This is a genomic window from Desulfurobacterium crinifex (assembly GCF_054656775.1).
Genome location: NZ_BAAHXO010000004.1, coordinates 1,229,965 through 1,252,822 on the forward strand (window position 1 = coordinate 1,229,965; position 22,858 = coordinate 1,252,822).

At 40.5% G+C, this 22,858-nt stretch carries 20 protein-coding genes and 1 riboswitch; of the genes, 2 read left to right on the plus strand and 18 right to left on the minus strand.

What is annotated here, in order from left to right:
* Nucleotide 1: 1 nt before the first annotated feature.
* From ACYQ3A_RS08365 to ACYQ3A_RS08415, 11 genes are all read right to left on the minus strand, one after another.
* The gene (locus ACYQ3A_RS08365) at nt 2-871 is read right to left on the minus strand and encodes a cytochrome c3 family protein (RefSeq protein ID WP_459896838.1); all 870 of its coding nucleotides are present in this window, start codon (nt 869-871) and stop codon (nt 2-4) included.
* Nucleotides 868-1,476: a hypothetical protein gene (locus tag ACYQ3A_RS08370; protein WP_459896840.1), complete on the minus strand. Its 609-nt coding sequence runs from the start codon at nt 1,474-1,476 to the stop codon at nt 868-870. The genes ACYQ3A_RS08365 and ACYQ3A_RS08370 overlap by 4 nt, the downstream gene beginning before the upstream one ends.
* Complete coding sequence (locus tag ACYQ3A_RS08375; RefSeq protein ID WP_459896842.1) at nt 1,473-2,696, minus strand: hypothetical protein; 1,224 nt, start codon at nt 2,694-2,696, stop codon at nt 1,473-1,475. Before ACYQ3A_RS08375 ends, ACYQ3A_RS08370 begins: the two co-directional genes overlap by 4 nt.
* A 174-nt stretch (nt 2,697-2,870) precedes the next feature.
* Complete coding sequence (locus tag ACYQ3A_RS08380; RefSeq protein ID WP_459896844.1) at nt 2,871-4,070, minus strand: molybdopterin molybdotransferase MoeA; 1,200 nt, start codon at nt 4,068-4,070, stop codon at nt 2,871-2,873.
* A 13-nt stretch (nt 4,071-4,083) separates the two neighbouring features.
* Nucleotides 4,084-5,106 carry a molybdopterin-binding protein gene (locus ACYQ3A_RS08385; protein WP_459896845.1) on the minus strand — a complete coding sequence of 341 codons (1,023 nt, stop codon included), beginning with the start codon at nt 5,104-5,106 and terminating at the stop codon, nt 4,084-4,086.
* Nucleotides 5,103-6,149 (minus strand): ABC transporter ATP-binding protein, encoded by a 1,047-nt coding sequence (locus ACYQ3A_RS08390; protein ID WP_459896847.1) that lies wholly within the window; start codon nt 6,147-6,149, stop codon nt 5,103-5,105. The genes ACYQ3A_RS08385 and ACYQ3A_RS08390 overlap by 4 nt, the downstream gene beginning before the upstream one ends.
* Entirely contained in the window at nt 6,143-6,988 is an 846-nt protein-coding gene (modD, locus tag ACYQ3A_RS08395) for a ModD protein (protein WP_459896848.1), read from the minus strand. The genes ACYQ3A_RS08390 and modD overlap by 7 nt, the downstream gene beginning before the upstream one ends.
* Entirely contained in the window at nt 6,982-7,653 is a 672-nt protein-coding gene (gene modB, locus ACYQ3A_RS08400; protein WP_459897446.1) for a molybdate ABC transporter permease subunit, read from the minus strand. The genes modD and modB overlap by 7 nt, the downstream gene beginning before the upstream one ends.
* 3 nt (nt 7,654-7,656) lie before the next feature.
* Entirely contained in the window at nt 7,657-8,394 is a 738-nt protein-coding gene (modA, locus tag ACYQ3A_RS08405; RefSeq protein WP_459896850.1) for a molybdate ABC transporter substrate-binding protein, read from the minus strand.
* A gap of 64 nt (nt 8,395-8,458) precedes the next feature.
* On the minus strand, nt 8,459-9,649 hold the full coding sequence (locus ACYQ3A_RS08410) for a porin (RefSeq protein ID WP_459896851.1): 1,191 nt from the start codon (nt 9,647-9,649) through the stop codon (nt 8,459-8,461).
* Nucleotides 9,650-9,710: 61 nt separating this feature from the next.
* A riboswitch (molybdenum cofactor riboswitch) is annotated at nt 9,711-9,832 on the minus strand.
* Nucleotides 9,832-10,503 (minus strand): O-methyltransferase, encoded by a 672-nt coding sequence (locus ACYQ3A_RS08415; protein WP_459896852.1) that lies wholly within the window; start codon nt 10,501-10,503, stop codon nt 9,832-9,834. Its footprint overlaps the riboswitch before it by 1 nt.
* Nucleotides 10,504-10,544: 41 nt before the next feature.
* On the opposite strand from ACYQ3A_RS08415, the gene ACYQ3A_RS08420 reads away from it, so the two are divergent.
* Entirely contained in the window at nt 10,545-11,495 is a 951-nt protein-coding gene (locus tag ACYQ3A_RS08420; RefSeq protein ID WP_459896853.1) for an NAD-dependent epimerase/dehydratase family protein, read from the plus strand.
* On the opposite strand, the gene ACYQ3A_RS08425 is transcribed toward ACYQ3A_RS08420, so the two are convergent.
* Genes ACYQ3A_RS08425 through ACYQ3A_RS08445 form a run of 5 tightly spaced genes read right to left on the minus strand, consistent with a single transcriptional unit; the run spans nt 11,485 to nt 18,495 of the window.
* Nucleotides 11,485-12,816, minus strand: coding sequence for a glycosyltransferase family 2 protein (locus ACYQ3A_RS08425; RefSeq protein WP_459896854.1), 1,332 nt, complete (start codon nt 12,814-12,816; stop codon nt 11,485-11,487). The two genes, ACYQ3A_RS08420 and ACYQ3A_RS08425, sit on opposite strands and share 11 nt — an antisense overlap.
* A complete protein-coding gene (locus ACYQ3A_RS08430) occupies nt 12,813-14,318 on the minus strand; it encodes a TackOD1 domain-containing metal-binding protein (RefSeq protein WP_459896855.1) in 1,506 nt (501 codons plus the stop codon). The genes ACYQ3A_RS08425 and ACYQ3A_RS08430 overlap by 4 nt, the downstream gene beginning before the upstream one ends.
* Nucleotides 14,311-15,009: an OmpA family protein gene (locus tag ACYQ3A_RS08435; RefSeq protein ID WP_459896856.1), complete on the minus strand. Its 699-nt coding sequence runs from the start codon at nt 15,007-15,009 to the stop codon at nt 14,311-14,313. Before ACYQ3A_RS08435 ends, ACYQ3A_RS08430 begins: the two co-directional genes overlap by 8 nt.
* On the minus strand, nt 14,966-16,147 hold the full coding sequence (locus ACYQ3A_RS08440) for an HlyD family secretion protein (RefSeq protein ID WP_459896857.1): 1,182 nt from the start codon (nt 16,145-16,147) through the stop codon (nt 14,966-14,968). The genes ACYQ3A_RS08435 and ACYQ3A_RS08440 overlap by 44 nt, the downstream gene beginning before the upstream one ends.
* Nucleotides 16,144-18,495, minus strand: a complete 2,352-nt coding sequence (locus ACYQ3A_RS08445) for a TolC family protein (RefSeq protein WP_459896858.1) — start codon at nt 18,493-18,495, stop codon at nt 16,144-16,146. Before ACYQ3A_RS08445 ends, ACYQ3A_RS08440 begins: the two co-directional genes overlap by 4 nt.
* Before the next feature lie 158 nt (nt 18,496-18,653).
* Here ACYQ3A_RS08445 and ACYQ3A_RS08450 point away from each other — a divergent pair, with 158 nt between their 5' ends.
* A complete protein-coding gene (locus tag ACYQ3A_RS08450; RefSeq protein WP_459896859.1) occupies nt 18,654-18,974 on the plus strand; it encodes a NifB/NifX family molybdenum-iron cluster-binding protein in 321 nt (106 codons plus the stop codon).
* Here ACYQ3A_RS08450 and polA read toward each other — a convergent pair.
* Together polA and murC are read right to left on the minus strand one after the other, a co-directional pair.
* The gene (polA, locus tag ACYQ3A_RS08455) at nt 18,971-21,490 is read right to left on the minus strand and encodes a DNA polymerase I (protein WP_459896861.1); all 2,520 of its coding nucleotides are present in this window, start codon (nt 21,488-21,490) and stop codon (nt 18,971-18,973) included. The genes ACYQ3A_RS08450 and polA overlap by 4 nt on opposite strands.
* A 1-nt stretch (nt 21,491) precedes the next feature.
* Nucleotides 21,492-22,838: a UDP-N-acetylmuramate--L-alanine ligase gene (gene murC / locus ACYQ3A_RS08460; protein WP_459897447.1), complete on the minus strand. Its 1,347-nt coding sequence runs from the start codon at nt 22,836-22,838 to the stop codon at nt 21,492-21,494.
* Nucleotides 22,839-22,858 lie beyond the last annotated feature (20 nt).

Genomic DNA, 22,858 nt, shown 5'->3' on the forward strand with positions numbered 1-22,858 from the left:
CCTACTTAAGCGAGTTGATGGAGTGGCAGACCTGACAGAGCTTGCCACCCTTTAAACTTCCACTCATAAGCTTTACACTTTCTGATTTAAGCTCAAATCTATTCAAGTTCTCATAGAGTCTTCTAAGTTTATACTTCAGATCTTGTTTCTCTACTGCTGTCCACTCTTTATCCTGAGGTGGCGCAGGAATGGCGATCTGGGGATGCGGATTATGGCATGTAATACACTCAATTTTTCCGTTTACAAGAATGACTCTGGGGTTTCTTTCTTTGAGTATTTTCTCATCAAGTTTTGGATGCAGATCTTTCATTGTCGTAATGTCAAATATTTCTTTTTTATCCTTAACGAGTTTCTCTACTTTCTCTTTTGGAGCAAAAAGGTGTTCTGGAGCTCCAACATGAGGAGTTTTTGTATGACAACCAACACAAGCTTTATAGGCTTCAAGTTTTGCTCCCACACCATGGCAGTAAATACAAGCTTTAAGTTTCTTCTTCTCAGGAAGCTTTGAAGCGATGGTTTCATGAGGGTTGAACTTCTTGTAGCACTCGGAATTGTGGCACTCAAAACAGAAATCAAACCTCTTTCTCAAAGGTTTCTTTGATCTCAAAAAGTCCTTGTTGCTTGAAGTCATATCGTGGCAAGTAGTGCAGACCATTCTGCTGTCTTTAAGAGGAAATCCCGAAGGAATTCTTATGCACTCAGTCTCTTTTACCTCTATCTCATCTACAGGATGGAGAGTGGGGCATCCAGAGTGGCACTGGAAACAGTATTGATTGTCCAGTCCAGTGTACCCTTTTCCTCCACACTCAGAAGCAATTACACTACCACTCAAACCGAATACTAAACTAAGGATCAGTATAGCCTTCCTCATCTTGCCCAAGTCCCCTTTGTATGACATTCCATACAGAATCCTATTTGATGACATCTGCTACACTTTCCAGGATCGGCAGCAGCTTCTATGCTGTGTGTGTACTCATAGTTCCTCGGATGAACGTAGTGTTGAATCACATCCCTTCTGGAGTGGCAGTCTATACAGAATTGCTGTCTATGGCATTCATCACACCTTTTGGGTTCTCCCTCGTAGGCGAACTTATGAGTTTTTAGCCAGTTTCCAGTTTTATGATCAGCAGGTTCTATCTCTTTCATGTTAAAGTGGCAGATATAACACTTTGTTGGAGCATCTGGAGCTGGAGAGTTATCAGGATTGTTGTGACAGTAGTGACAGGTGATTTTTGAAGGCATTATTACACTCTTTGAACCTTTTTCTGCAGCCTCTATATCTGCCCATGTCATTTCAACATTCATTTTGTGACATGGAATACAGCCATTTTTGTCTATAAAAGCCTTATGGTCAATATGATGGAATTTAGCTGTAGCTCCAAGCTCCTTCTTGTAGTCTATACTTTTGCCCTTCTCACAAGAAGAGAGATAAACAGCGGCAATAGATAAAATTGCTATTAAAAGTAACTTCCTCATTTCCTTTCCTCTTTGCTCTTATCTTTTCCACCAAAGAAAAGGTAGTTGTAACGAAGAATCACCCTTGTATCCCTATCAAAATCTTCATTTATCCTATTTTCAACTCCGAGCTCAAAATTGGAAAAGTCTGTAACCTGATAGATTCCCTTCAGGTAAAAAGCGTTAGCCCACTGTTCTCCATAAGTGGTTTTGTTGTAGCGAGCAACATCGGCAGTTCCTGAGAGGGTTAGCTTTGAGTTCACCCACTTTGTAAAGCCGAGCTCAAATCCCCTTGAGATTCCAATCCAGCTATTTTGATATGTAAGAGCTCCATAGACTCTTAAACCGTTTTCAAACCAGGTATCTCTGACAAGACCTACTTTTGCAAGGTGACCATTGTCTTTTAAACCCTCTCTTCTCTGAAGATCCGAGAACGTATAGCTTTCAAAGAACTGCCACTTCTTTGAGATGTCGTAGTAAACACTTTGTTCAAACCTTAGTTGTCTTCCAGAGGAGAAAAGAGAAAAGATAGGATTTTCCAGCTCAGAAGAGTCATAGGTATAGGAAGGATCGAGGTACTCAGCTTCAAGGTTGATTCTTAACTTTCTGGTCGGGAAGTAGTTGAAACCAAGATTAAAATCTGTAAGTTCTCCGTGGGCAGTATCAACTTCCAGACGGGTATAGTAGGCAAACTCTCTCGTTAGATATTTGTAGTTACCAACAACAAAAGAGCTCTTTTTAACATTTCCATCATCTCTAAGGTGTTCAAAACCGAAGAAATATCCTTTGTAGTCAAACTTAAACCCAGTTAAGAAATCGTCACCATCTCTTGTGTTTGGCTCAAAGAATCTGGGTTTACCAAGGTAAAACGTATACCTGAATCCGTTTTTAAATCTTTGCTCGTACTTTATCGCATCTGCAATGTAGGTTTCAAAACCTTCAGAGATGAACTGCCTACCTACTTTTAATCTACTGTTCTTGTTATTCAAAGGAACATCGACATAAATCTGATAAATATTTGCATCCCAGTCGGTGCCGTAGCCCAGATCCTTCCAGAGTTTACCGTAGAAGTGAAGATCTGAGTTACCTTTCAGGTCACGGATATCAAGTTTTAGATATGTGTCAAAGGGAATAGAATCTCTATCCCTGACGTCTTCCCGAAACTCTATTTGCGTTTTTATTTCTCCTTCATACCCCGGGACTGAAATCGCAGCCATTGCCTGGGAGGCTACCACTCCCATCCCCAGTCCCAACGTGAGTGCCCACTTGTTTATCCCCACGTTTTATCCCTCTCTTGAAAGCTGTATTGGTATATTACAATAAATCAAAATCCGTTGTCAAGTTTTAAAAAAAATGCATAATTCCTTATTTTAGGTTAGTCTCCACATAACTCTATTTTATCATAGTAAATTTGATTACTGAAGTAACAATACCCTAACCTCTTCTCCCTCTTTTACTGTTCCACGATTTTCATCTATCACAGCAAGAGCTTCGCATAGAGCCATAGATGTGAAATTTGAAGTTTGTTGACTTCCAGCGTTTTTAACTTTCAACACTCCCCCGTCAGAGTAGAGGTTAACCCTCACAAAATCCACTCTACCATCTCTTGATTTGAGCTGCTCAGAAGCTATACCAGTCAGATAACGGTTCTCGAAAGACTTTATTCCACCAATCTTCCTGATTGCAGGAATTAGAAACTCAAGGGCATTTACAACCATTGCAGAAGGATAACCAGGGAGTCCAAAGAAAAGCTTATTCTCTTTAACTCCAAACACAAGAGGTCTGCCTGGTCTTATGTTTGTCATGGTGAACTTAACATCAAATCCCAGCTCCTTTACAACATCCTTAACAAAGTCGTACTTGCCTTTTGAAACTCCCCCTGTTGTAATTAGAATATCAACAGAAGAAAGAGCTCTATTAAAGGTTTTCAGCATAAGTTCAGGCTTGTCCTCAACAATGCCAAAGTAGACTACGTCAGCCCCTTCATTTTCAAGCAGCCCTCTAAGTATGTAGTAATTGGAATTCCTGACAGACCCCTTTCTGTACTCCTGATAGGGTTCCAGTACTTCGTTACCAGTGGTGACAATGCCGACTACAGGCTTTTGAAAGACTTTTACTCTGTAAATTCCAATGTTTGCAAGGAGTCCAACTTTCCTGTAGTCAAGCCTTACTCCCTTTTCAAGGATAAGTTCACCCTTTTTTAGTTCACTTCCCTGGAAGTTTACAAGAGTGCCTCTCTTTACAGGAAAATCAATAATTACATATCCATCTTCAACTTTTACATCTTCAATCCTTACTGCTGCATCTGCTCCTTGGGGTATGATTCCTCCTGTCATGACAAAAACAGCTTCGCCAATCTCTACCTTTTTCCTATCAATATCACCGGCAGCAGTCTCACCCATAATTTTGAGTTTGGCTGGGAGCTCCGTAACAGACTCTGAGTTAAAGGCGTATCCATCAATGGCAGATTTATCTTCATCCGGAATGTCAATAGGAGAATGAACATCTTCAGCAAGAACCCTACCATAGGCTTTTTCAAGGGTTACAACTTCAAAAAACTTTTCTTGACTGTTCTCAATTATTATTCTCTTTGCTTCCTCTCTTTTTACCTTCAAGTTTCCACTCCTTTTATGGTCTTCCAAATGGACAGATTGGGAATACACAGACTGGACAGTTGTGACATAGACCTCCGTGGGCTTTTGCAGCAACTTCCCCTTTTGTTATTACATCACCAATTAAAAGCCTTGGAAGCCAGATATCAAAAGAGGTTGCTTTGAAAAAGAGTGCGGCTGCTGGAACGGCAATAATCGGTTTTCCGTTAAGCCATCCCATGCTGAGCATATTCCCAGGTTGAATAGGGTTTCCCCTTATGAAGTTATCAACTCCAGCGTCTTTTACAGCTTTATAGGTTACGTCGTCTGGATCTACAGAAGTTCCACCGGTTAAAACAACAATGTCATACTTTTCTGCAAATTCCTCTATTTTTTTCCTGATTGCTTCTCTGTCGTCTGGAAGGATTACTTTTTCCTCAACCTTAGTCTTGAAAAATTCCAGCTTTGGCTTTAACCTATCGTAGAACTTTTCCTCTATCCTTCCGTAATAAACCTCGTTACCGGTTATGATTATTCCTGCTTTTTTCTCCTCAAAAGGAACTACTCTAATTATTCCACCTTTAACGATCTCAACTGCCCTTTCTATTTCCTCTCTCTTTGCTACAAGAGAGATTATCCTGACAGATGCAATCTTATCACCCTCTTTTACGTACATATTTGTGTGGATAGTCGGACATGAAGGTTCTCCAACCATGTTGAAAGCTGTAAGCTTTTCAACATCAATCTTTACAACACCAAAAACTTTTGAATAAATGTTTAATTTCCCCTCTACAGGTTCCTCATCCCTGTAGGTATTCTCTCCCATTAAAGCATCTGCAAGGAGAATTGCTGCATCGTTTTCGTGAATTTCATCTTCTGAAAGCTCTAAAACGTAGATAAAGTCCTTTCCAAGCTTTTTTAGCTTTTCAACGTCTTCTTCCTTTATTATGTGTCCCTTTTTGAAAACCCTTCCCTTAAAGTTTCTGTCAAGGTCAACTTCCGTAATGTCGTGAACTAAAACCATTCCAACTGCATCTTCTACTCTTACTTTCCTTTTCATAAGTCCTCCTTAATAACTGGCATGAAATCTGCGCAAAGGTAGAAAGTTGCTGTTCTTCCCTCTTCTATTATAAAGTTTGGAGAAAGTGAAGATGGAACAGACAGCTCGACCTCTTCTCCAAGGTCTATAACAACTTTTGTAATTTCTCTCCCAGAAATAATCTTTTTAACAAGTGCTATAACCCTTGTAGATTCAACAGTTGGATTTAAAGCAAGTGAAAAAGGAAGGACAGATACTATGACTCTATCTCCTACTTTCAAATCTGGGTTCTTTTTACACTTGAAAACAAAGCCTTCTTGTGTTTCTACAGAAACATAACTTTTTTCTAACTTCTGGACTCTTCCTTTGAGAAAACTTCTGTGACCCAAAAGCCTTGCAATTTTTTCATTTTTCGGATTCATAAAGACATCAAAAGGTTTCCCCAACTGAACAACCTTTCCTTCATCCATTACTACCATGAAATCTGCTAACTCAAAGACCTCATCTATGTCATGGCTTACAAGGACAATCGGTATTTCAAAAATCTTCTGGATTTCTTTTATTTCTCTATAAAGAGAGAGGCGTAGGCTTTTATGGAGAGCGGAAAAAGGTTCATCAAGAAGAAGGATTTTTGGTTTTGTTGCAAGAGCTCGCGCCAGAGCGACTCTCTGCTTCTGACCACCAGAGATCTCAGAAGGGTACTTATTCTTGATTGAGTCTATTTCAAGAATCCTTAGCAGCCTCTCTATAAGTTCTTCATCTTTACTACCGTAGCGGATGTTATCTATAACTGTCATATGTGGAAAGAGAGCATAATCCTGGAAGAGGTATCCTACTTTTCTCTGCTGAGGAGAAAGATTGATTCCTTTTTCAGAGTCAAAGAAGACTTCTCCATTAACTTCTATCCTTCCTCCGTCTGGCTTCATAAGTCCAGCAATAGTCTGAAGGGTAAGGCTCTTACCAGAACCGGAAGGAGCAAAAAGGGCAGCTATTTTAGCTTTAGAATGAAAATCTACATCTAAGGAGAAATCTTTTAGGTTTTTCCTAACAGAGACAGTTAACATGGCTCTATCCTTACCTTAATATCTGCAGGTTTTCCGAAATAGGCAGAGGTTAAAACCACGATATCAACTCCGGTAGAAGCATAGAGTTTGATGTTTTGTTCATTTATGCCACCAGCGGCAGCCACTTTTGCAAAAGGTACATTCTCCCTTTTAAACTCTACAACTCTCCTGACATCTTCTACCGAGAACTTATCAAGCTGAACCACATCAACTCCAGCTTCCAGAGCCTTAAAAGCCTCTTCCACTGAGTTTACTTCTACTGTAATTTTTTTCTCTGGAACTTTCTTCTTTATAGAAGGTAGCTCCTTCAGGAAATTCTTTAGACCACCAAAGAACTTTAAATGCTGCTCAAAAATCAGTATGGTTTCAGAAAGTCCTAATCGGTGAGGGAAAGCTCCTCCAGCAAGAATTCCTTTTATACAAATTTTCTTGGAAAGAGGAAAAGTTTTTCTCGTTGTAACAACTTCCACATCAGGATTAACACTTTTGGCAAGGTCAACCAAATTTTTAGTTCTGGTAGCTATTCCCGATGCGTACTCCAAAATGTTTTGCGTGACTTTCCAGACTTTGTGAAGTATTTCAGCTTTCCCTCTTGCCTTTAGTAAAACCTCACCTGCCGAAACTAACGTTCCGCTGGGAACAGACTCAAGAACTTTTGCCCCAAACTTTTCGAGTATTCTCCTACACTCCTCAGTTCCGCAAACTACCGTTTCGTGTCTTGAAGAGTAAGTTATCTCTCCCTTTTTATTTCCAATTCCAAGAACGAAGGTTGTTAAATCAAAGTAAGGGACATCATCCTCAACAAGTCTATCAATTTCACTTTCAGTGAAAACTACCATCTCTTCTCTCCCTGGGTCAGCCTGTTTATCAGGTAGATAATTGCAATGGAAATTACAGCTGTAATTGCAGTCAAAATGTTGGCTTTCTGGAAATCTCCTCCTGAAACGGCACTGTATATTTCGAGGGGAATCGTATTTGTCTTGAAAGGAATGTTCCCTGCGAGCATAAGTGTTGCTCCGAACTCTCCAAGAGCTCTTGCAAAAGAGAGAATAAGTGCTGCAACAATACCCTTCTTTGCAAGCGGAAGAACGATTCTGAAAAAGGTCTGGAGCTCGCCCTTTCCAAGAGTATAGGAAACCTTTATAAGATTTCTATCAACAGCTTCAATTGCTGCCCTTGAACTTTTGACAAAAATTGGAAAAGCAGCAACAGAAGCAGCGACAACAGCCCCATACCAGGTGAAAACAATACCTGTATGAAAGAGTTTGTAGAGAAAAGCACCGATAACGCCGTTTTTTCCAAGAATGAGAAGGAGTAGATAGCCTGTAACTGTCGGTGGAAAGACGAGGGGAAGAGTAACAAGAGCATCAATTAGATTTTTAAGTGGAAAGCTCCTTGTTGCAAGAAAGTAAGAAACGGGGAGGCCGAAGAGGAAAACAAGAAGAGAAGAGAGAGTTGCAACTTTCAGCGAGAGTTTTATCGAAAAAAGAGCTTGAGGATCCATCATTTACTTACCCTCATTGACTTTAAAGAAACCAAATTTTTCAAACTCTTTTCCATCTTGAGAAAGCAGGAATTCTTCGAACTCTTTAGCAAGGTTCTTTTTCTGTGAAGAATTAACTAAACCCACGTAGAACATTATTGGCCTGTGTGAACTCTCTGGGAAGACTTCTATGAGTCTCAACTTATCTTTAAATTTCAAATAGTCAGAGTAGTAAATAATTCCTGCATCTGCATTTCCTGTTATAACCCAGATTGTTATTTGCCTTACAGTTGGTGCAAACACTAATCTTTCTTTAACTTTTTCGTAAAGACCGAGGTTTTTTAAAGTTTCCAGAGCATACTTACCGACAGGAGCAAGTTTGTCACCTACAGCTATCTTCTCTGCTTTTTCTAAGGAGGTTACTTTTGAATTCTTAGGAACAACAAGAACTAACTTTGTCTTGGCAAAAGGTAAAGCACTTTCCTTATCTACAACTCCTTTTTTGACTAAGTAGTCCATCCAGAACTTTGAAGCGGAGATGTAAACATCAGCTGGAGCTCCAGATTCTATCTGTTTAGCAAGCTTTCCAGAGGATGAGAAATTGAAAATTACTCTGTTACCTGTCTGCTTTTCAAATCTGTTTCCAATTTCAGAAACGAGCTCCCTTGTTCCCATTGCGGCAGAGATAGAGAGTTCTGCAGAAAAGCTGTTTGAAAACATAAAGGTTATAATAAATGCAAACACAGTTAAGATCAGACGCATAGTTCTCCTCCTTTTACATTCATGGTTTTGAAAAGGGGAGGTGCCTTCGGCACCTCCCTCTTATCTAAAAGAGAAGTTGGAATTCAGTTACAAACAGGTTGTTAGCAATTTCGTCTCCGTGTCTTTCATTTGCCCAGATATAAGCTGACCTAACTGCAGCCTGCCAGCCGTTTAAGAGGTAGTAAAAACCAACACTTGTGTAGTCAACATCGTTCTTATCGTCAACATTGTCATTTGGATCAAGCCAGGAATACCTTCCTACAAGGTGTAGTCCTTTGATAGTAGGTACTGCATAATCTCCCTGAATGTAGAAACCTTTCGCATTTCCAAGGTTTACAGGGTTACCACTGCTGTCTTTTGCATCTGTTGGATTGTCGTAGAGGTATCCTCCCTCAAGAGCTAAACCTAAGGGTTTTATGTCGAGTCTTGTTTCAACATCAAAGAGATTTCTCTTTACAACAGAAGCTTTATAAGCTGTATAGACAAGTTTAGAGTATCTGTCGTAACCTGTTTCATATCCAGCTATGACTCTCCATCTGAAATCTTCATTGTTGACTGGCACTGTATCAACTGCAAAAGTGTAGAGATATTTCTTGTCCTTGTTATAAACCTTGTCAGAACTCCATCCTTCTCCATTGAGGATAGAAGCAGTAAACTTCAAGTTCTTTAAAGGAACGTAAGTTGCTGCTATACCGACATCTCTCCAGACAGGAGCAATTTTGTTAACTGCAACAGGTCTCTCGGGAAACCAGAGAGTTGTTCCCGACTTCAGGTAGGACATAGAAAGGGGAACTTTAAACTGTCCCATTTTTAAAGAGAGAGGAATTGAGTCAAACTTGTAGTCAATGTAAGCATCCCAGAGTTCTACGTTACTTCCCCTGTCAGCTCTGATGTGAATCATATAACCGGTGTTATCGTTTAGTTTTCCGTGGAACTTGACTCTTGCTTTTCTAATGATGAATCCATTTCCTGGGTCACCGTATATAGTGTTTTCACCTTCATCTAAATCTTCGGCTTGAGAGAACCTGAATAGGACTCTTCCATCAACCTGGAGCTTTTCTGTTCTCTTACGGGGTGTCACTGTGTAGCCAGATTTCTTGAGGAGACTTTTTAACTTTTTGTTTTCTTCCTCAAGCTGGCTGACTTTTTGCTCCAGTTGCTGGAGCTTCTGGAGGATTTCTTCGTTTGAGACCTCCTGACTAAAAGCCTGAGAAGAGAGAAGAACGAGACTCAGAGCGAGTAAGCTCTTTCTCATCTTAACACCTCCTCCTAAAATAATTAAGGGGCCAGCCCCGGATTGGAACTGGCCCCTTAAATTGCAGGTTCTTTGGGTTCCTTTCCAATCCGGGAGGCATGCCCGTTTCCAGACATACCCTATCGGTCTGACCCCATAGGGCATTTGCCCCGTAGGTAGTCAGACTCGGAACCCAGCGCAAATTATAACACAAATTTGCGTTTTAGTAATAATAATCCGTCACCTATTGGAATTAAGAACGTTTCAAAACCAGGATACTCTTTGACTTCCTTCAAAAACTTTCTCAACAGAGAAACAGATCGCTCATACTTAGATGGGATATCCTCTTTTACCACATATCCCCTAAATAGAACATTGTCAAAAACGGCAATGCCTCTGTCTGTAAGGAGAGACTGAACCTTGTAATTGAAGAACGGATACTCCGACTTTACAGAGTCAATGAAGATCAGATCAAATGTTTTCCCTCTGGATAGGAATTCCCTAATAGCGTCAAATCCATCCATTTCAAGGAGTTTTATGGGAGCTCCCACCTTTTTGAAAAACTCCTTTGCAATGGTGATTCTCTTCCTGTTTGAATCAACTGTGAAAATCTTCGCTTCCGGATAACCGTAGTAGATGTTAAGCGTACTGTAGCCTATTCCCGTCCCAATCTCAAGCACCCTCTTTGGTTCCAACACTGAAACAAGGAACCGCAGGAAAGCCGCGGCCGACGGTAGGAGAATTGGAACTTTGTTTTCCTTTGCAAACTCTTCCAGCTCAACAAGAACGGACTCTCTAAGGTTGTAGTCAGATACAAACTCCTCGACGTAAGCTAGGACAATCTCGCTCAGATTCTGCCATCTTTTGAATTCCATAGCGCTATAATATACCAATTTAAAGCTTGGAGGTTCTATCTATGACTACTACACTCGTAACGGGAGGGGCAGGCTTTATAGGTTCTCACCTTGTAGAAGCACTACTAAATCAGGGACGAAAAGTTGTAGTCCTGGATAACCTTTCAACAGGAAAGAGGGAAAATCTTCCAAAATCAGAAAACTTAGAGCTTATAGTGGGTTCCATTACCGACCAGAACCTTCTAAAAAACCTGTTTGACAGTTATAGTTTTAAAACAGTATTCCATCTGGCAGCAGTTGCCTCTGTGTTTAAATCGGTAGAAGAGCCTGTAACTACCCACAGGGTCAACTTTGATGGAACGATGTACCTTTTAGAATTTTCCAGAAAGTACAGAGTTGAAAGATTTATCTTTGCCTCTTCAGCAGCAGTCTATGGGGATCTTTTGGAGTTCCCAAAGAGGGAAGATATGCCGGTAAAACCAATTACCCCTTACGGAGCGGACAAGTACGCCTCCGAAAGATATACTGTAAATAGCTTTCACCTCTATGGGATCAAAGCAACAGCCCTGAGGTTCTTCAACGTTTATGGTGAAAGACAGGATCCCTCTTCTCCCTATTCTGGAGTCATTTCAATCTTCATAAACAGAATTCTCCGCTACCTGAAAGGGGAAGATGTGACCATAGACGTCTTCGGTGACGGGAAACAAACGAGGGATTTCATCTACGTTAAAGATGTTGTTAAAGCACTACTTATAGCAGAAGAGAAGAAGGAAACGTCGGGAAACGTTTACAACGTCGGAACGGGAAAAGAGACCTCACTCCTTGATTTGCTTGAGACTCTGAAAGAAATAGCCGGGGAAATTCCCCCTCTGAGATTCCTTCCTCCAAGGGAAGGGGATATAAGGCGTTCTGTTGCAGACACATCCAGACTGAAGGCTTTGGGCTTTAAGTTTAAATACTCCCTTAAAGAGGGACTTGAAAGGACTTTTCTCTGGGAAAAAACTAAAACTTAGTTTTCCTTGCTACCCACGGGGGAACGTATCCCGTCCTTCTGTGGGCATCAAACAGTGCTTCATCAATGTAAGCATAGAGGGAGTTGATTCTTAGGAGAAATCCATAGAAGGGATAGAAGATTGTGTAGGGAATAAGTTTTACGTCCCAGTGTTTCCTTTCCGATACAACGGTTACAAAAAAGAGCATGAGGAAAAAGGTGTGCAGGAAATAGATCAGGTATATGAAAGTAATGATAGCAAGAACCTCAACGAAGGTAAATTTTAAAAAGAGCTTTATGTAGTAGAGGATAACCAGAATTGGCAAGATAAATTGTTGAATGAGCGTTGCATAGTAAAGGTAGAAAGCCTCTTTTAACCCGGTCAGGAGAGGATTAAGTGCAAAAGTGTGTTTTTTAAAGAAGAGATAGACCAGATCACCGTCCCACCTTTGTCTCTGTTTGAGAATTCCTTTCCAGTTTTCTGGACCGTCTGTCAAACCGATGGCATCTTCTGCAAACGCAAACTTTATGTCCGGATACATTGATTTATACTTCTTTATCCTGAGTGTAAGATCAAGGTCTTCTGCAGTTCCTGCATCCCATCCGCCGATGGAACGAAGAAAGTTTGTTCTGAAAATTCCAAAGGCGCCAGAAACGTTGTTGAGGAGTCCAAAAGCGTCAAGGAACTGTTTAGCCATATATATGGAAATTGAATATTCTATAGACTGAAGTTTTGTAACTACAGATTTTTCCCAGTTCCTTATTCTCAGGTTTCCCGAAACGGCAACGACCTTATCATCCCAGAAATGGGAGACTGCCTTTCTTACCATGTCATTGTCAAAAGATGTGTCTCCATCAAGAGCCATAGTTATCTCACCCGTTGCGTGGTTAAGTCCGAGGTTTAGAGAGCTTGCTCTTCCTCCCCTTTCCCACTTTGGGAGGACTATAACCTGCCTTTTCTTTTCTGAGTAGTAACCTTCATACCTCTTTGCTGCTCTGTAAGTTTCTATATTCTTTTTTGCACCATCAACTACAACTATTATCTCTATGAAACCGGGGTAATCTTGGTGGAGAATTGAGCCAATAGACTTATAAACATCTTCCCCCTCGTTGTAGGCTGTAATTATAGTTGTTACCTTTGGAAAGTAGTTTGCACGTCTTCTGTGGAAGAAACCGAAGTAGTACTTTAGAATAAGGATAACTACCATACCAACAGCAAAAGGCAGCTCAAAAACTATGTAAGGAAGAACAAGGACTATCTTCTCAAGGAGAGAAGTGTTAAAAATAATGTTGTTAAAGTAAACCCATACTGCGTGAAAGTAGGAAAAGAAGAAATCTATCATGACTGTTCAAGCTCTTTAATTAGTGAGTTAATAACTTCTTGAGCTGTAGAGGCCTTTATGTGGAAAGGAACACACCTTAAAGAGACAACAAACCGAACAAAGTCTGAGAGCTTGTTTTTCTTAAGTAGCCTTTCCACTTTCTGAGAAAGCCTCTCTTTTACGCTGCTTCCTCCTTCTGGTGGCGTTTCCGGAAGGAGAATAAAAATAAATTTTTCTTCTGAAGTACTTATGATATCTGATTCTCTGGAGTTATCCTTTATAATCCTAACGAGGTCCTTTAAAAAAGTTCTTATTTTAAGGGGAATCTCTGCCAGTACTTCATCCTTTATCCTAAAAAGGATTGCAACAACGCAGAACTGCCTTTCAGGATACCTGTTGTTTATTCTCATAAACTTCTCAAGGATGTACATAAAAGCACTGAAATTTATCACTCCTAAGGAGACACTGAGTTCCTCAAATATATTTATGGGTAGCTTCCCTTCAACAGCCACTGTTTTTCCAAGAGGAGTTATCATGAACTTTTTTATAAAGGAGCTGATAACTTCCTCTGGAGCCCATTTCTTTTTACAGTTGGCACACAAAACGTCAACCTCTGGTTCTAAGAAACGGGTTTTACAGTCAGCACAGATGTACTTCTCAAGGGGTTTATCGTAGTCAACGCCTATGTGTTTTAAAGTTTCGTGACACTTTGGACAGAAGAGTTTTTCTCCCTTTATAAACTCCTCAACGGGACCAATGTAACCACATGAATAGTGGTGTATGAATTCAACCAACCTTATCCTTATAGACCCACAGGCTGGGCACACTTCACGAAATATGAGGTTGTAATAACTGCAGGCAGGACAGAGAGATGTTTTGTTTACTTCCTCTGATGAAACAAGTCCTTGGTTTTCAAGCAGTTCCAGATCATCAAGTTCCCTTCCTTTCTCTTTTGTCCGCAGAATGTAATAAGCAACAGGCCAAGTAAAACCGTAAACGGAATCTCTGCTTAAGAAGGGTCTTTCCTCATCTTTTTCCCTTGAGAGGAGGAATCTTAGGTAGTTGATTCTCCAGTTTTCAGGAAGAGTTACAGCGTAAGGGTTAGGATTCAGCTTGTTGAGAACCTCCCATATTTCTCGTGACCTATTTATCATAGAATCTGAAAAACCCCTGAAAACTCCATCCACTATCTCCAGGGTCTCCCCAAATGGCGTCATGTTCACAAAAATGGGTGAAAGGGATGTTAGTGGATCCCTCCTTATTGAGATCACGCTTTCGTTCAGAAAACTCTCCCTCTCCGCAAAGATGTAAAAAAAGTGAGGATCAACCATAAGGTTTTTCTTTTTTAGTTCAAAAACTGCATCTTTAACTGAAGGCGAGATTATAGACTCAGAAAAGATAGAAAAAAATGGGCGGAGCTCAAACGGTAGTCCTTGAGGACCCTCTGATGTTTCCTCTTTTAGGTGGATGAGTTCAGGTGTATGCTCGTATATCACGACTGGAATTTGTTCAAATTCAATCACTTTCTCCCTCCAGAACTCTCTTAACAGAGATGGCTCTTAATTTTGCAAGCTCTTCGTTCGTTTTAACGTTTGTTTTTACTATTTTCGTGCTGTCTGAATACCCTGTAATTTTAACCCGACAGGTGTTGATAAGCGGTCTTAACTTCTGTAACCTGAAAAGTTCTTTTTCTGAAAGATTATACGAACCTTTGTTAAAGAAGATAGGAACGGTAAAGCTGATTCCACCGCTTTTTGGAGAATCGCCAATTTTAACAAAAGGTGGAATGAGGATCTTCTTTTTCCTGTTGTCCTCAACTACGTAGGTTAATCTGTAAACGCTACTATCGGAAAGCCCTTTTATGGAGAGTTTGCCTCTTGAGAATGAAACTTTCCTCTTTTCCTGAATTTCTCCAGAAAGGGGATCAACTGTAAGCAGAAGTGCTTTTGTTATTTTCTGTCCTTCTTCAGTTTTCTGAAAAACCTTTATGCTCTTACCCTTAAAGCCGATGGTAACATTAATACTGTTCTTTTTTCCTGAAACAGTTAGAGTATAGTCTCTGATATTTCCAGAGGGGCAGTAAAAAGTAACGTCAACTCTGCGGGAGATTTCCCCCCTCTGGGACAAAACCTTGTAATCTACACTTATTTCCTGGGCGTAAATGGTTCCATTAACCGCCAAGAAGAACAGTAACAGGCATATTCTCGTAAACAATGCTCCTTCCCTCCTGGTTTATCAGCTTTATCTTTACGGGTAGGACAAGAGTTCTTTTTTCAAGAGGTCCAACAAGGACGTTAGGTTTTAGGATAAGGTTTGGCTCAAAAGCTTCAACAACTCCTTCCAGTTTCTCTCCCGTTGGAAGGAGAACTTTTACGCGATCACCTATGTGAATCTTTTTTGCTTCTTTTGGTGGGAAGTAGGCTTCAACAAAGTAGTTATTCATGTTGAAGACTGTTACCACGTTATCGCCTTTTGAAAGGTAAGAACCTGTAGTTGCAATCTGAGAAACTTTAACTTTAAATGGAAACTTTATTAAGGATAGAGCGACAGAGGAACTAAGCTCGTTTATCTTTTGCTTTACCCTATCTATCTGAAAATCAATCGAAGAGAGAGAGGTAATCAGGGGAGAAGGGGAGCCCTTAAGGGACTTGATTAACTTCTCTAACTCCTTTGCTTTTTTTAACTTTCCTTCAATCTGAGCTGTCTTGCTGTTAACCCGATCTATTTCTCTTTTGAGCTTTATCAGTTTTTCTTTTTCTTTCTCTACTTCAAGCTCCGTAGCGGCTCCTATCTCAACAAGGGCTTTTAACTTTTTGAGTCTTTCTTCAGTGTCAGCAGCCATCTCAACGAGCTTCTCCCTCTCTCTATAAAGAGACCGGAGCTCCTTTCTAAGAGTAATCGGATCAGATAAAGAGTAGGTTCTGGTAGAGAGGGTCAACTTCTCAAGTTTTCTCCTCAGAGAGTTTTCCTCTTTTAATCTATCTTCCCACGATAGAAGGAGTTTAAGGGTCTCCTGCAGGGATTTTATCCCTGACTCTACTTTACTGTTGTAGATCTTTCCGATAAGGTGATCCTTCTCTACCACATCTCCAATAGAGGCAAAAGCTATAAAGGTACCATCAAACGGGGCTTTAACAGTTATTTTCTCCGGTTTTACAAGTCCTTTTATCTCAACGAATATAACATCCTTAAAAACTATATAGACAATTCCAAGGAAGATAATGAGGAGAAAACTTCTGAAAAACCACTTTCTGAGTGGTGGTTCCTTCCTCTCTGTAGGTCTTTCTATCTCTGTAGGAATGGGAGCACTTGCCTTTTCTTTCAGTTTTTTTGTTAGTGTAAATCTTTTCATCTTTCTTGCCCGATGATGATTTTCCGTGGTAAGGAGAAAGTGTGAAAAAACTTAAGTTCAACGTTTACACCACCGACAATTCCCTGAACCTTAGGAATGGTGGCAGATTTTATAGATTTAGCAGGTTTTGATGGTAGAGAAACATTAACCAGGAACGTCCGCTCAAACTTGAGCGAAACTTCTTTGAGGTAGTCAACAAGGTTCTTAAAGTCCTGAAAGGCTACAGAATCTATTCCACTGTTTTTTATTACCCTTATTGCCTTTTTAAGGTTAGATATGTTTCTACGGTAAAAGCTTTCCATGTCGCTGAGATTTCTTTCAACAGAAAGGGCTATGGTAACAGGCTTCCTGTATGACATTCCTAAGCTGTAGAAATCCGATGAAACACGCTTCAAGTAATTGATGTTGGTTGAATACGCCATCACATTGATGCCGTCAGCAATCTGAAAAACCTTTTCTGCCAGAGGTTTCCCCTGAAAGGGAACATTCAGATAGCCTGGAGGTATGTCTACAAAAACGGGCTTTTCTGAAACCTGTTTAACTTCTGAAAGGGTTTCTACATAGAAACTGACCAACTTTGCCCTTTCAAACTTCCACTCTGACAGAGCGTGGGGTTCTATGTCAAGGTGCAGACCGTCGAAACCATACGCGCCAACCATTCTGTTGAACCTGTTGAAGAGTTTGACAATCTCTATCAGTTTATCCCTGTTTTCAGGGTATATCCAGGTGTTTTCTCCAAGTAGTAGCTGTACGCTTAAACCTCTGGATTTAGCAAGGGAGATAAACTTCATTAATTTCTGATTTCCTTTAAAGGTTCCGAGGAATTCCTTTATCTGTTTACCGTCAAGAGAGAGGTAAATGCCATCAAGACCTATTGATTCACACTCCTTGATAAAACCTGCCTCAAGGGATGGATTCCCCAGGAACTTCTTAGAACTCCAGACATAGGAAAAAAGCAAAACACCAGAAATGTCCGTCTGGAGACGTGGAGGAGGTACGTAGGAAACATAGTTAACGGGAGTCATCCGCATTATCCAGGGAAGCTCTCTAACCCCAATGGAGTTCAGAATGGAAAAGTAGTGGACAAGCATGTTTTTCATGCTGTCCATCATAAGATTATAACTTCCAACCTCTTGGTTTATGAGGGAAGCCAGCTTTATGAGTCCGTCCCCTCCGCTGTACAATCCGGCATTCAGTCTCTTTTCAAAAACTTCCCTGTTCTGTTTTACCGTTTCGTACTCCTGTTTGAAGGCAGCGTACTTGCTTCTGTAAATCTCAAAGTTGCTCACGGCATTCTGAATGGCAGTAATGAGCTCTGTCTTTGCAAGCTTTACCCGGATGCCTTCCCTCTGTGCCCTTAGCTTTCTCTCTGCTTTTAGAGCCTTCTCTGCCTGAGACTTCCTCCATGGGAAGGAGAAATCTAAGGAAAAACCTATTCCAGAATCAAAGGTGTCTAGGTCGTAAGAGGTTGCAGAACCGAGAACACTCACCCAGGCCTTAGGATAGGTGTCCGAATAGTTTTTGGCAGCCCTGTTCAGGAGTTCGTAAGCCTTCTTTTCAAACTCTATGTCCTTCCTGTGCTCCTTAGCAAACTCAACCAGCTCGTTTGAAGGCGGTAGGTAAAGATTAACTAAGTTCTTATCGTACTCAAGCTGTGGAACAAAATCGGGAAGATAAGGATCTGCAATCAAAGTCCTTATTCTTGCCAGACTTTTCAATCTGTTCTCGTAAATCCCTGCAAGAGTGGCTCGGAGTTTTGTTATGAGAGTGTCAACAGTCAAGACATCTGTCCAGAGTGAGAGTTTCCTGTTGTAGCGCTCCTTTAATCGTGCTTCAATGTCTTGGAGCTCAAAGATTGCATTCTTGAGCTTATCCTCAACCATATAGCTGTAGTAGTAGTTCATGTAGGCGCTGCGTAAATCGTAAAGTAATTTGTTCTTTAATCGTTCATATTCTGCTTTTTTTACGTTAATGAGAGTTTTTAATTCTTCCTCTTTAAATTTCATGTCTCCATACTGACCGAGAAGAGGATATCTCCACCTGCCGGAAATTCCATATTTGTATCCAATAATGTTATCTGAATAAGAAGAAGATGGATAGTAAGTCAAACCAACTGAAACATCTCCGTGGTTTTCCCCTTTGAAATTTTCAAGACTCTCCTGAAGTATCTTTATCTCCGTCTCTTTGTCCTTTAAAAGGAGATTGTTGTTAAGCACTTTTTCTTCAAGGTAGTAAAGAGATACTGTCTGAAAACCATTACCGACGGGAAAATCCGATACAAACTTTCCTGCAAAAGCTGGTACGGAAAGTAGAAAACAAAAACATAATAAAATTTTAATTGTATACAAGAGTACCCCTCACCCTTCTGGTTGGAGAAATTTTAGCAAAAACTGGGGAAAACAGTCACATAATCAGTCATTCTTTTGATGTTTCGTGAGGTTGATTTTTGATTAGATAAAATTGAAAGGGAAAACAGTAGCAATAAATAAACACTCAGGAGGAAGCGATGAAAATTGCCATTCCCGTTGAAAACACTTCTGGGCTTGATGCTCCAATTTGCGAACACTTTGGAAGATCTCCTTACTTTGCAATAGTTACCCTCAAAGAAGGAGAAGCAAAAATTGATATTTTCGCCAACCCATCTATTGAACACAGTGTGGGTATGATTCCAGAAATACTGGCTGGCTACGGTGTTAAGAAGGTCATTGCCGGAAGAATAGGAGAAAAGGCAAAATTCTTCTTTGACCAGTTTGGAATAGAGATAGAAACAGGAACCACCGGAACGCTACAGGAAGTAATTGAAAAATTCCTTAAAGAAAAAGATTAACTCCAGTGCTTTCCAACGTTTACATCAACCGTCAGTGGAACTGAAAGTTCTATAACATTTTCCATCGTTTCTTTGACGGTTTGCACAATATCCTCAGCTTTCTCTTCCGGTGCTTCAATCACTATTTCATCGTGAACCTGAAGAACCATATAAGCTCCAAGCTTCTCTAACTTTTTATAAAGCTTTACCATCGCCAGTTTCATTATGTCTGCCGCAGAGCCCTGAATGGTTGCATTTACCGCAGCTCTTTCCCCGAAGCTTCTTATGTTCCGATTTGAAGATCGTAGCTCAGGAAGAGGTCTCACTCTTCCAAAGATTGTTTTTACGTGGCCTTTCTCGTAAGCCTCTTTCAAGGTGTTTTCTATGTAGTCCTTTACCCGTGGAAATTTTTCAAAATAACGCTCTATATACTCTTCTGCTTCTTTCACTGGAATTCCAAGACGTTCTGACAAACCGTGGGGGCTCATACCGTAGATGATTCCAAAGTTAACTGTTTTGGCAACTCTTCTGAGTTTTTCATCAACTTCATCAGGTGAAACACCAAAAAGATGGGAAGCTGTTTCTGTGTGAATATCTCTACCTTTTCTGTAAGCTTCAATCAGCTTTTCATCTCCCGATAGATGGGCAAGGACTCGAAGCTCAATTTGAGAGTAGTCAGCCCAGACAAGGGTATAGCCCTCCGGTGCAGTTACAGCATATCTGATTTTCTTTGAGATCTCATCTGAAACGGGAAGGTTCTGCAGGTTGGGTTCAGCACTTGAGAGCCTGCCCGTTGCCGTTCCAGTTTGAATGAATGTTGTGTGAACCCTTCCCATCTCGTCCATGTGTTTGAGAATTCCTTTTACAAAAGTGCTGTTGAGCTTTGTTAATTTTCGATACTCAAGGAGGAGCTCCGCAATCTTATGTCCTTCTAAAGCTAAGCTGGTAAGGGTTTCCACATCTGTGGAGTATCCACTTTTAGTCCTTTTGAGAGGTTTTAGCCTGAGCTTCTCAAAGAGGATATTTGCAAGTTGCTTTGGAGAGTTAGGGTTAAACTCCTCTCCTGCTATTTCAAAGATTTCCCTTTCTATATTTTTGCTTTTTTCATCAAGCTCCCTGCCAAAGCTTTCAAGATATTCCCTATCAAAGAGAACCCCTCTTTTCTCCATTTTATAAAGAACGTAAATCAGAGGGAGTTCTATTTCCTTGTAAAGTTTCTCAAGACCTTTTTTTTTCAGTTCTTTTAGTATCTCCCTTCCAGCATTTAAAGTGTGGTGAGCGTAATCCTTTATGTCATCAAGGCTCATAATTCCAAGTCTTCTTTGCAAGATATCCTTTGACGAATAACCCTTCTGGAGAGGATTCAGAAGGTACTCACAGATCGAAAGATCCACAAAAGGAAACTTCTTAATTCTTTCTCCCATTCTATGGTAGAGAGACTTCAGATTGAAAGTGTAAATCTTTCCTCTTTCTGGCAGAAAATCTGGAATCTCCTCAAAATCAATTTTTACATACCCTTCATCAACAGCAACAATGGGATCTACATCGTGGATAAGTGCAACTTCCGGACTTGAAAAGAGGTCAACAGGTTGAACTTTTTTCTTAATCTCTTCCTTGGATATCTGTTTGCTTTTCTCAACTTCATCAAATTCTCCAAAGTCTATACCGGGGAAGAGTTTTTTTAGCTCTTCAACTATACTCTTCATCTCCAGTTCTTTCAGTATTTCACCGAGACACTTACCCTCAGGTTCCTTTACCTTCAGGTCTTCAAGAGAAACATCCATGGGAACGTTTGTATCGATCTTCGCAAGCTCTCTGCTTAAGAACGCTTGCTCTTTGAACTTTTCCAGAAGTTCTTTTCTCTTTGGAGTTAGTTCATCAAGGTTTTCATAGAGACCTTCAAGGCTCCCAAAATCGGCAATTAACTTTTTAGCTGTTTTCTCTCCTATCCCCGGAACACCGGGAATGTTATCGATTGAATCCCCTGCAAGGCCAAAAAGATCTGGAATCTGTTGTGGATTAACTCCATACTCTTTCCTGAATGCTTCAAGATCGTAGATTTTCTTCAGCCCAGTTTTATTTGATATCGCAATCACAGAAATCTTTTCATCAATGAGCTGTCTCATATCTTTATCGGGAGTAACTATAAAAACTCTGCGCCCTTCCGATGCCAAATTTTTAGCAACAGTTCCAAGGATATCATCAGCTTCGTAACCCTCTTTTTCAAGAACGGTAACCCCGAGACATTTTAAAAACCTCTTTATGTAGGGAAGTTGAACCTTGAAGTTATCAGGAGTAGGTTTCCTATTTGCCTTGTACTCCTTTAAGAGCTCGTTTCTAAAGGTCTTCTTTCCTACATCGAAGGCTACAGCAACGTACTCTGGTTTAAAGTCTTTGTAGAGCTTGAGAAACATCCTGATAAAGCCATATATAGCATTTGTGGGAAATCCCGTACTGGTTGAAAGATCCCTTATTGCATAGAAAGCTCTATATGCAAGACTTGTCCCATCAAAAAGGTAAACGGTTTTACTATCCATACTACGCTCCTGTGATGAGCTCAAAGGCTTTTGTTACATCACCAGCACCCATTGAAAGGAAAACATCTCCTGGCTTCAGCACGGAGTTAATAGTCTTGCAGGCTTCCTGGAGGGAACCTCCATAGACAGCACCACACTCTTCTGCCAGCTTTCTTGAATTGATACCTTCAATAGGCTTTTCACCAGCAGGATAAATATCAGAAATGTAAAGATTATCTATCTCTTTCAAAACTTCAACAAACTCCTTCCAGAGAAGGCTCGTCCTAGAAAACCTGTGTGGCTGGAAAAGAACAACAACTCTTCTCTCTGGAAAGGAAGTTTTCAGAGCTTCATAGGAACTTTTTATCTCCGTTGGATGATGAGCATAATCATCAATAAAAGTGATTCCATTAACTGTTCCTTTCAGTTCCATTCTTCTACTGGCATTTCTAAACGCCTCAAGGCTTTCTGCAATATAAGGAAAAGGAACTCCTGCTTCTAAAGAGACTCCAACAGCAGCAAGGGCGTTTAAAACGTTGTGTCTCCCTGGGACGTTTAGCTTAATCCTTCCAAGTTTTTTCTGTTTATAGTAAACATTAAATATTGAGCCAAGTCCCATGGAGGTAACTTCTCCCGCATAGAGATCAAACTCTTCATTAAATCCATAAATCGCCTTTCTTTTGTACACTTCTGGCAAAATTCCTCTGATGTTAGGACACTCCCCACAGAGGAAAACCTTTCCGTAAAAGGAAACCCGATTGGCAAACTCCACAAAAGCTCTCTTTAAATTTTCAAAAGAGCCATAATGGTCAATATGATCGGCATCTATGTTTGTAATAACAGAAATCGTGGGCGTAAGCTTTAAAAATGTTCCATCACTCTCATCAGCTTCTGCCACGAGCCAGTTTCCATCACCGCTTTGAGCATTGACTCCACCAAGAATAGAGAGTCTTCCTCCCACTAAGATAGTTGGTTTAAGCCCAGCCATGTGGAAAACTGTTGCTATCATAGAACTGGTAGTGGTTTTTCCATGAGTTCCTGCTACAGCTACTCCCTCCTTAAAACGCATTATATCCGATAGGATATCAGCTCGTGGGATAACGGGAATTCCAAGTCTTCTTGCTTCAAGAAGCTCCACATTGTCAGGCTTTACTGCTGAAGAGTGAATTACGAGACTTGCACCGTGAACGTTTTCTGCTCTGTGACCTATAAAAACTTCTATTCCCTTTTCTTTAAGTTTTTTAACCATGGAGCTCTCTTTGATATCCGACCCCTGAACTTCATACCCCTGCCCCTTTAAAACAAGGGCAATACCAGACATTCCAATTCCACCAATTCCCACAATATGCACTTTTAACTTTCCATTCACTTTTACTTTCTCCACTCTTT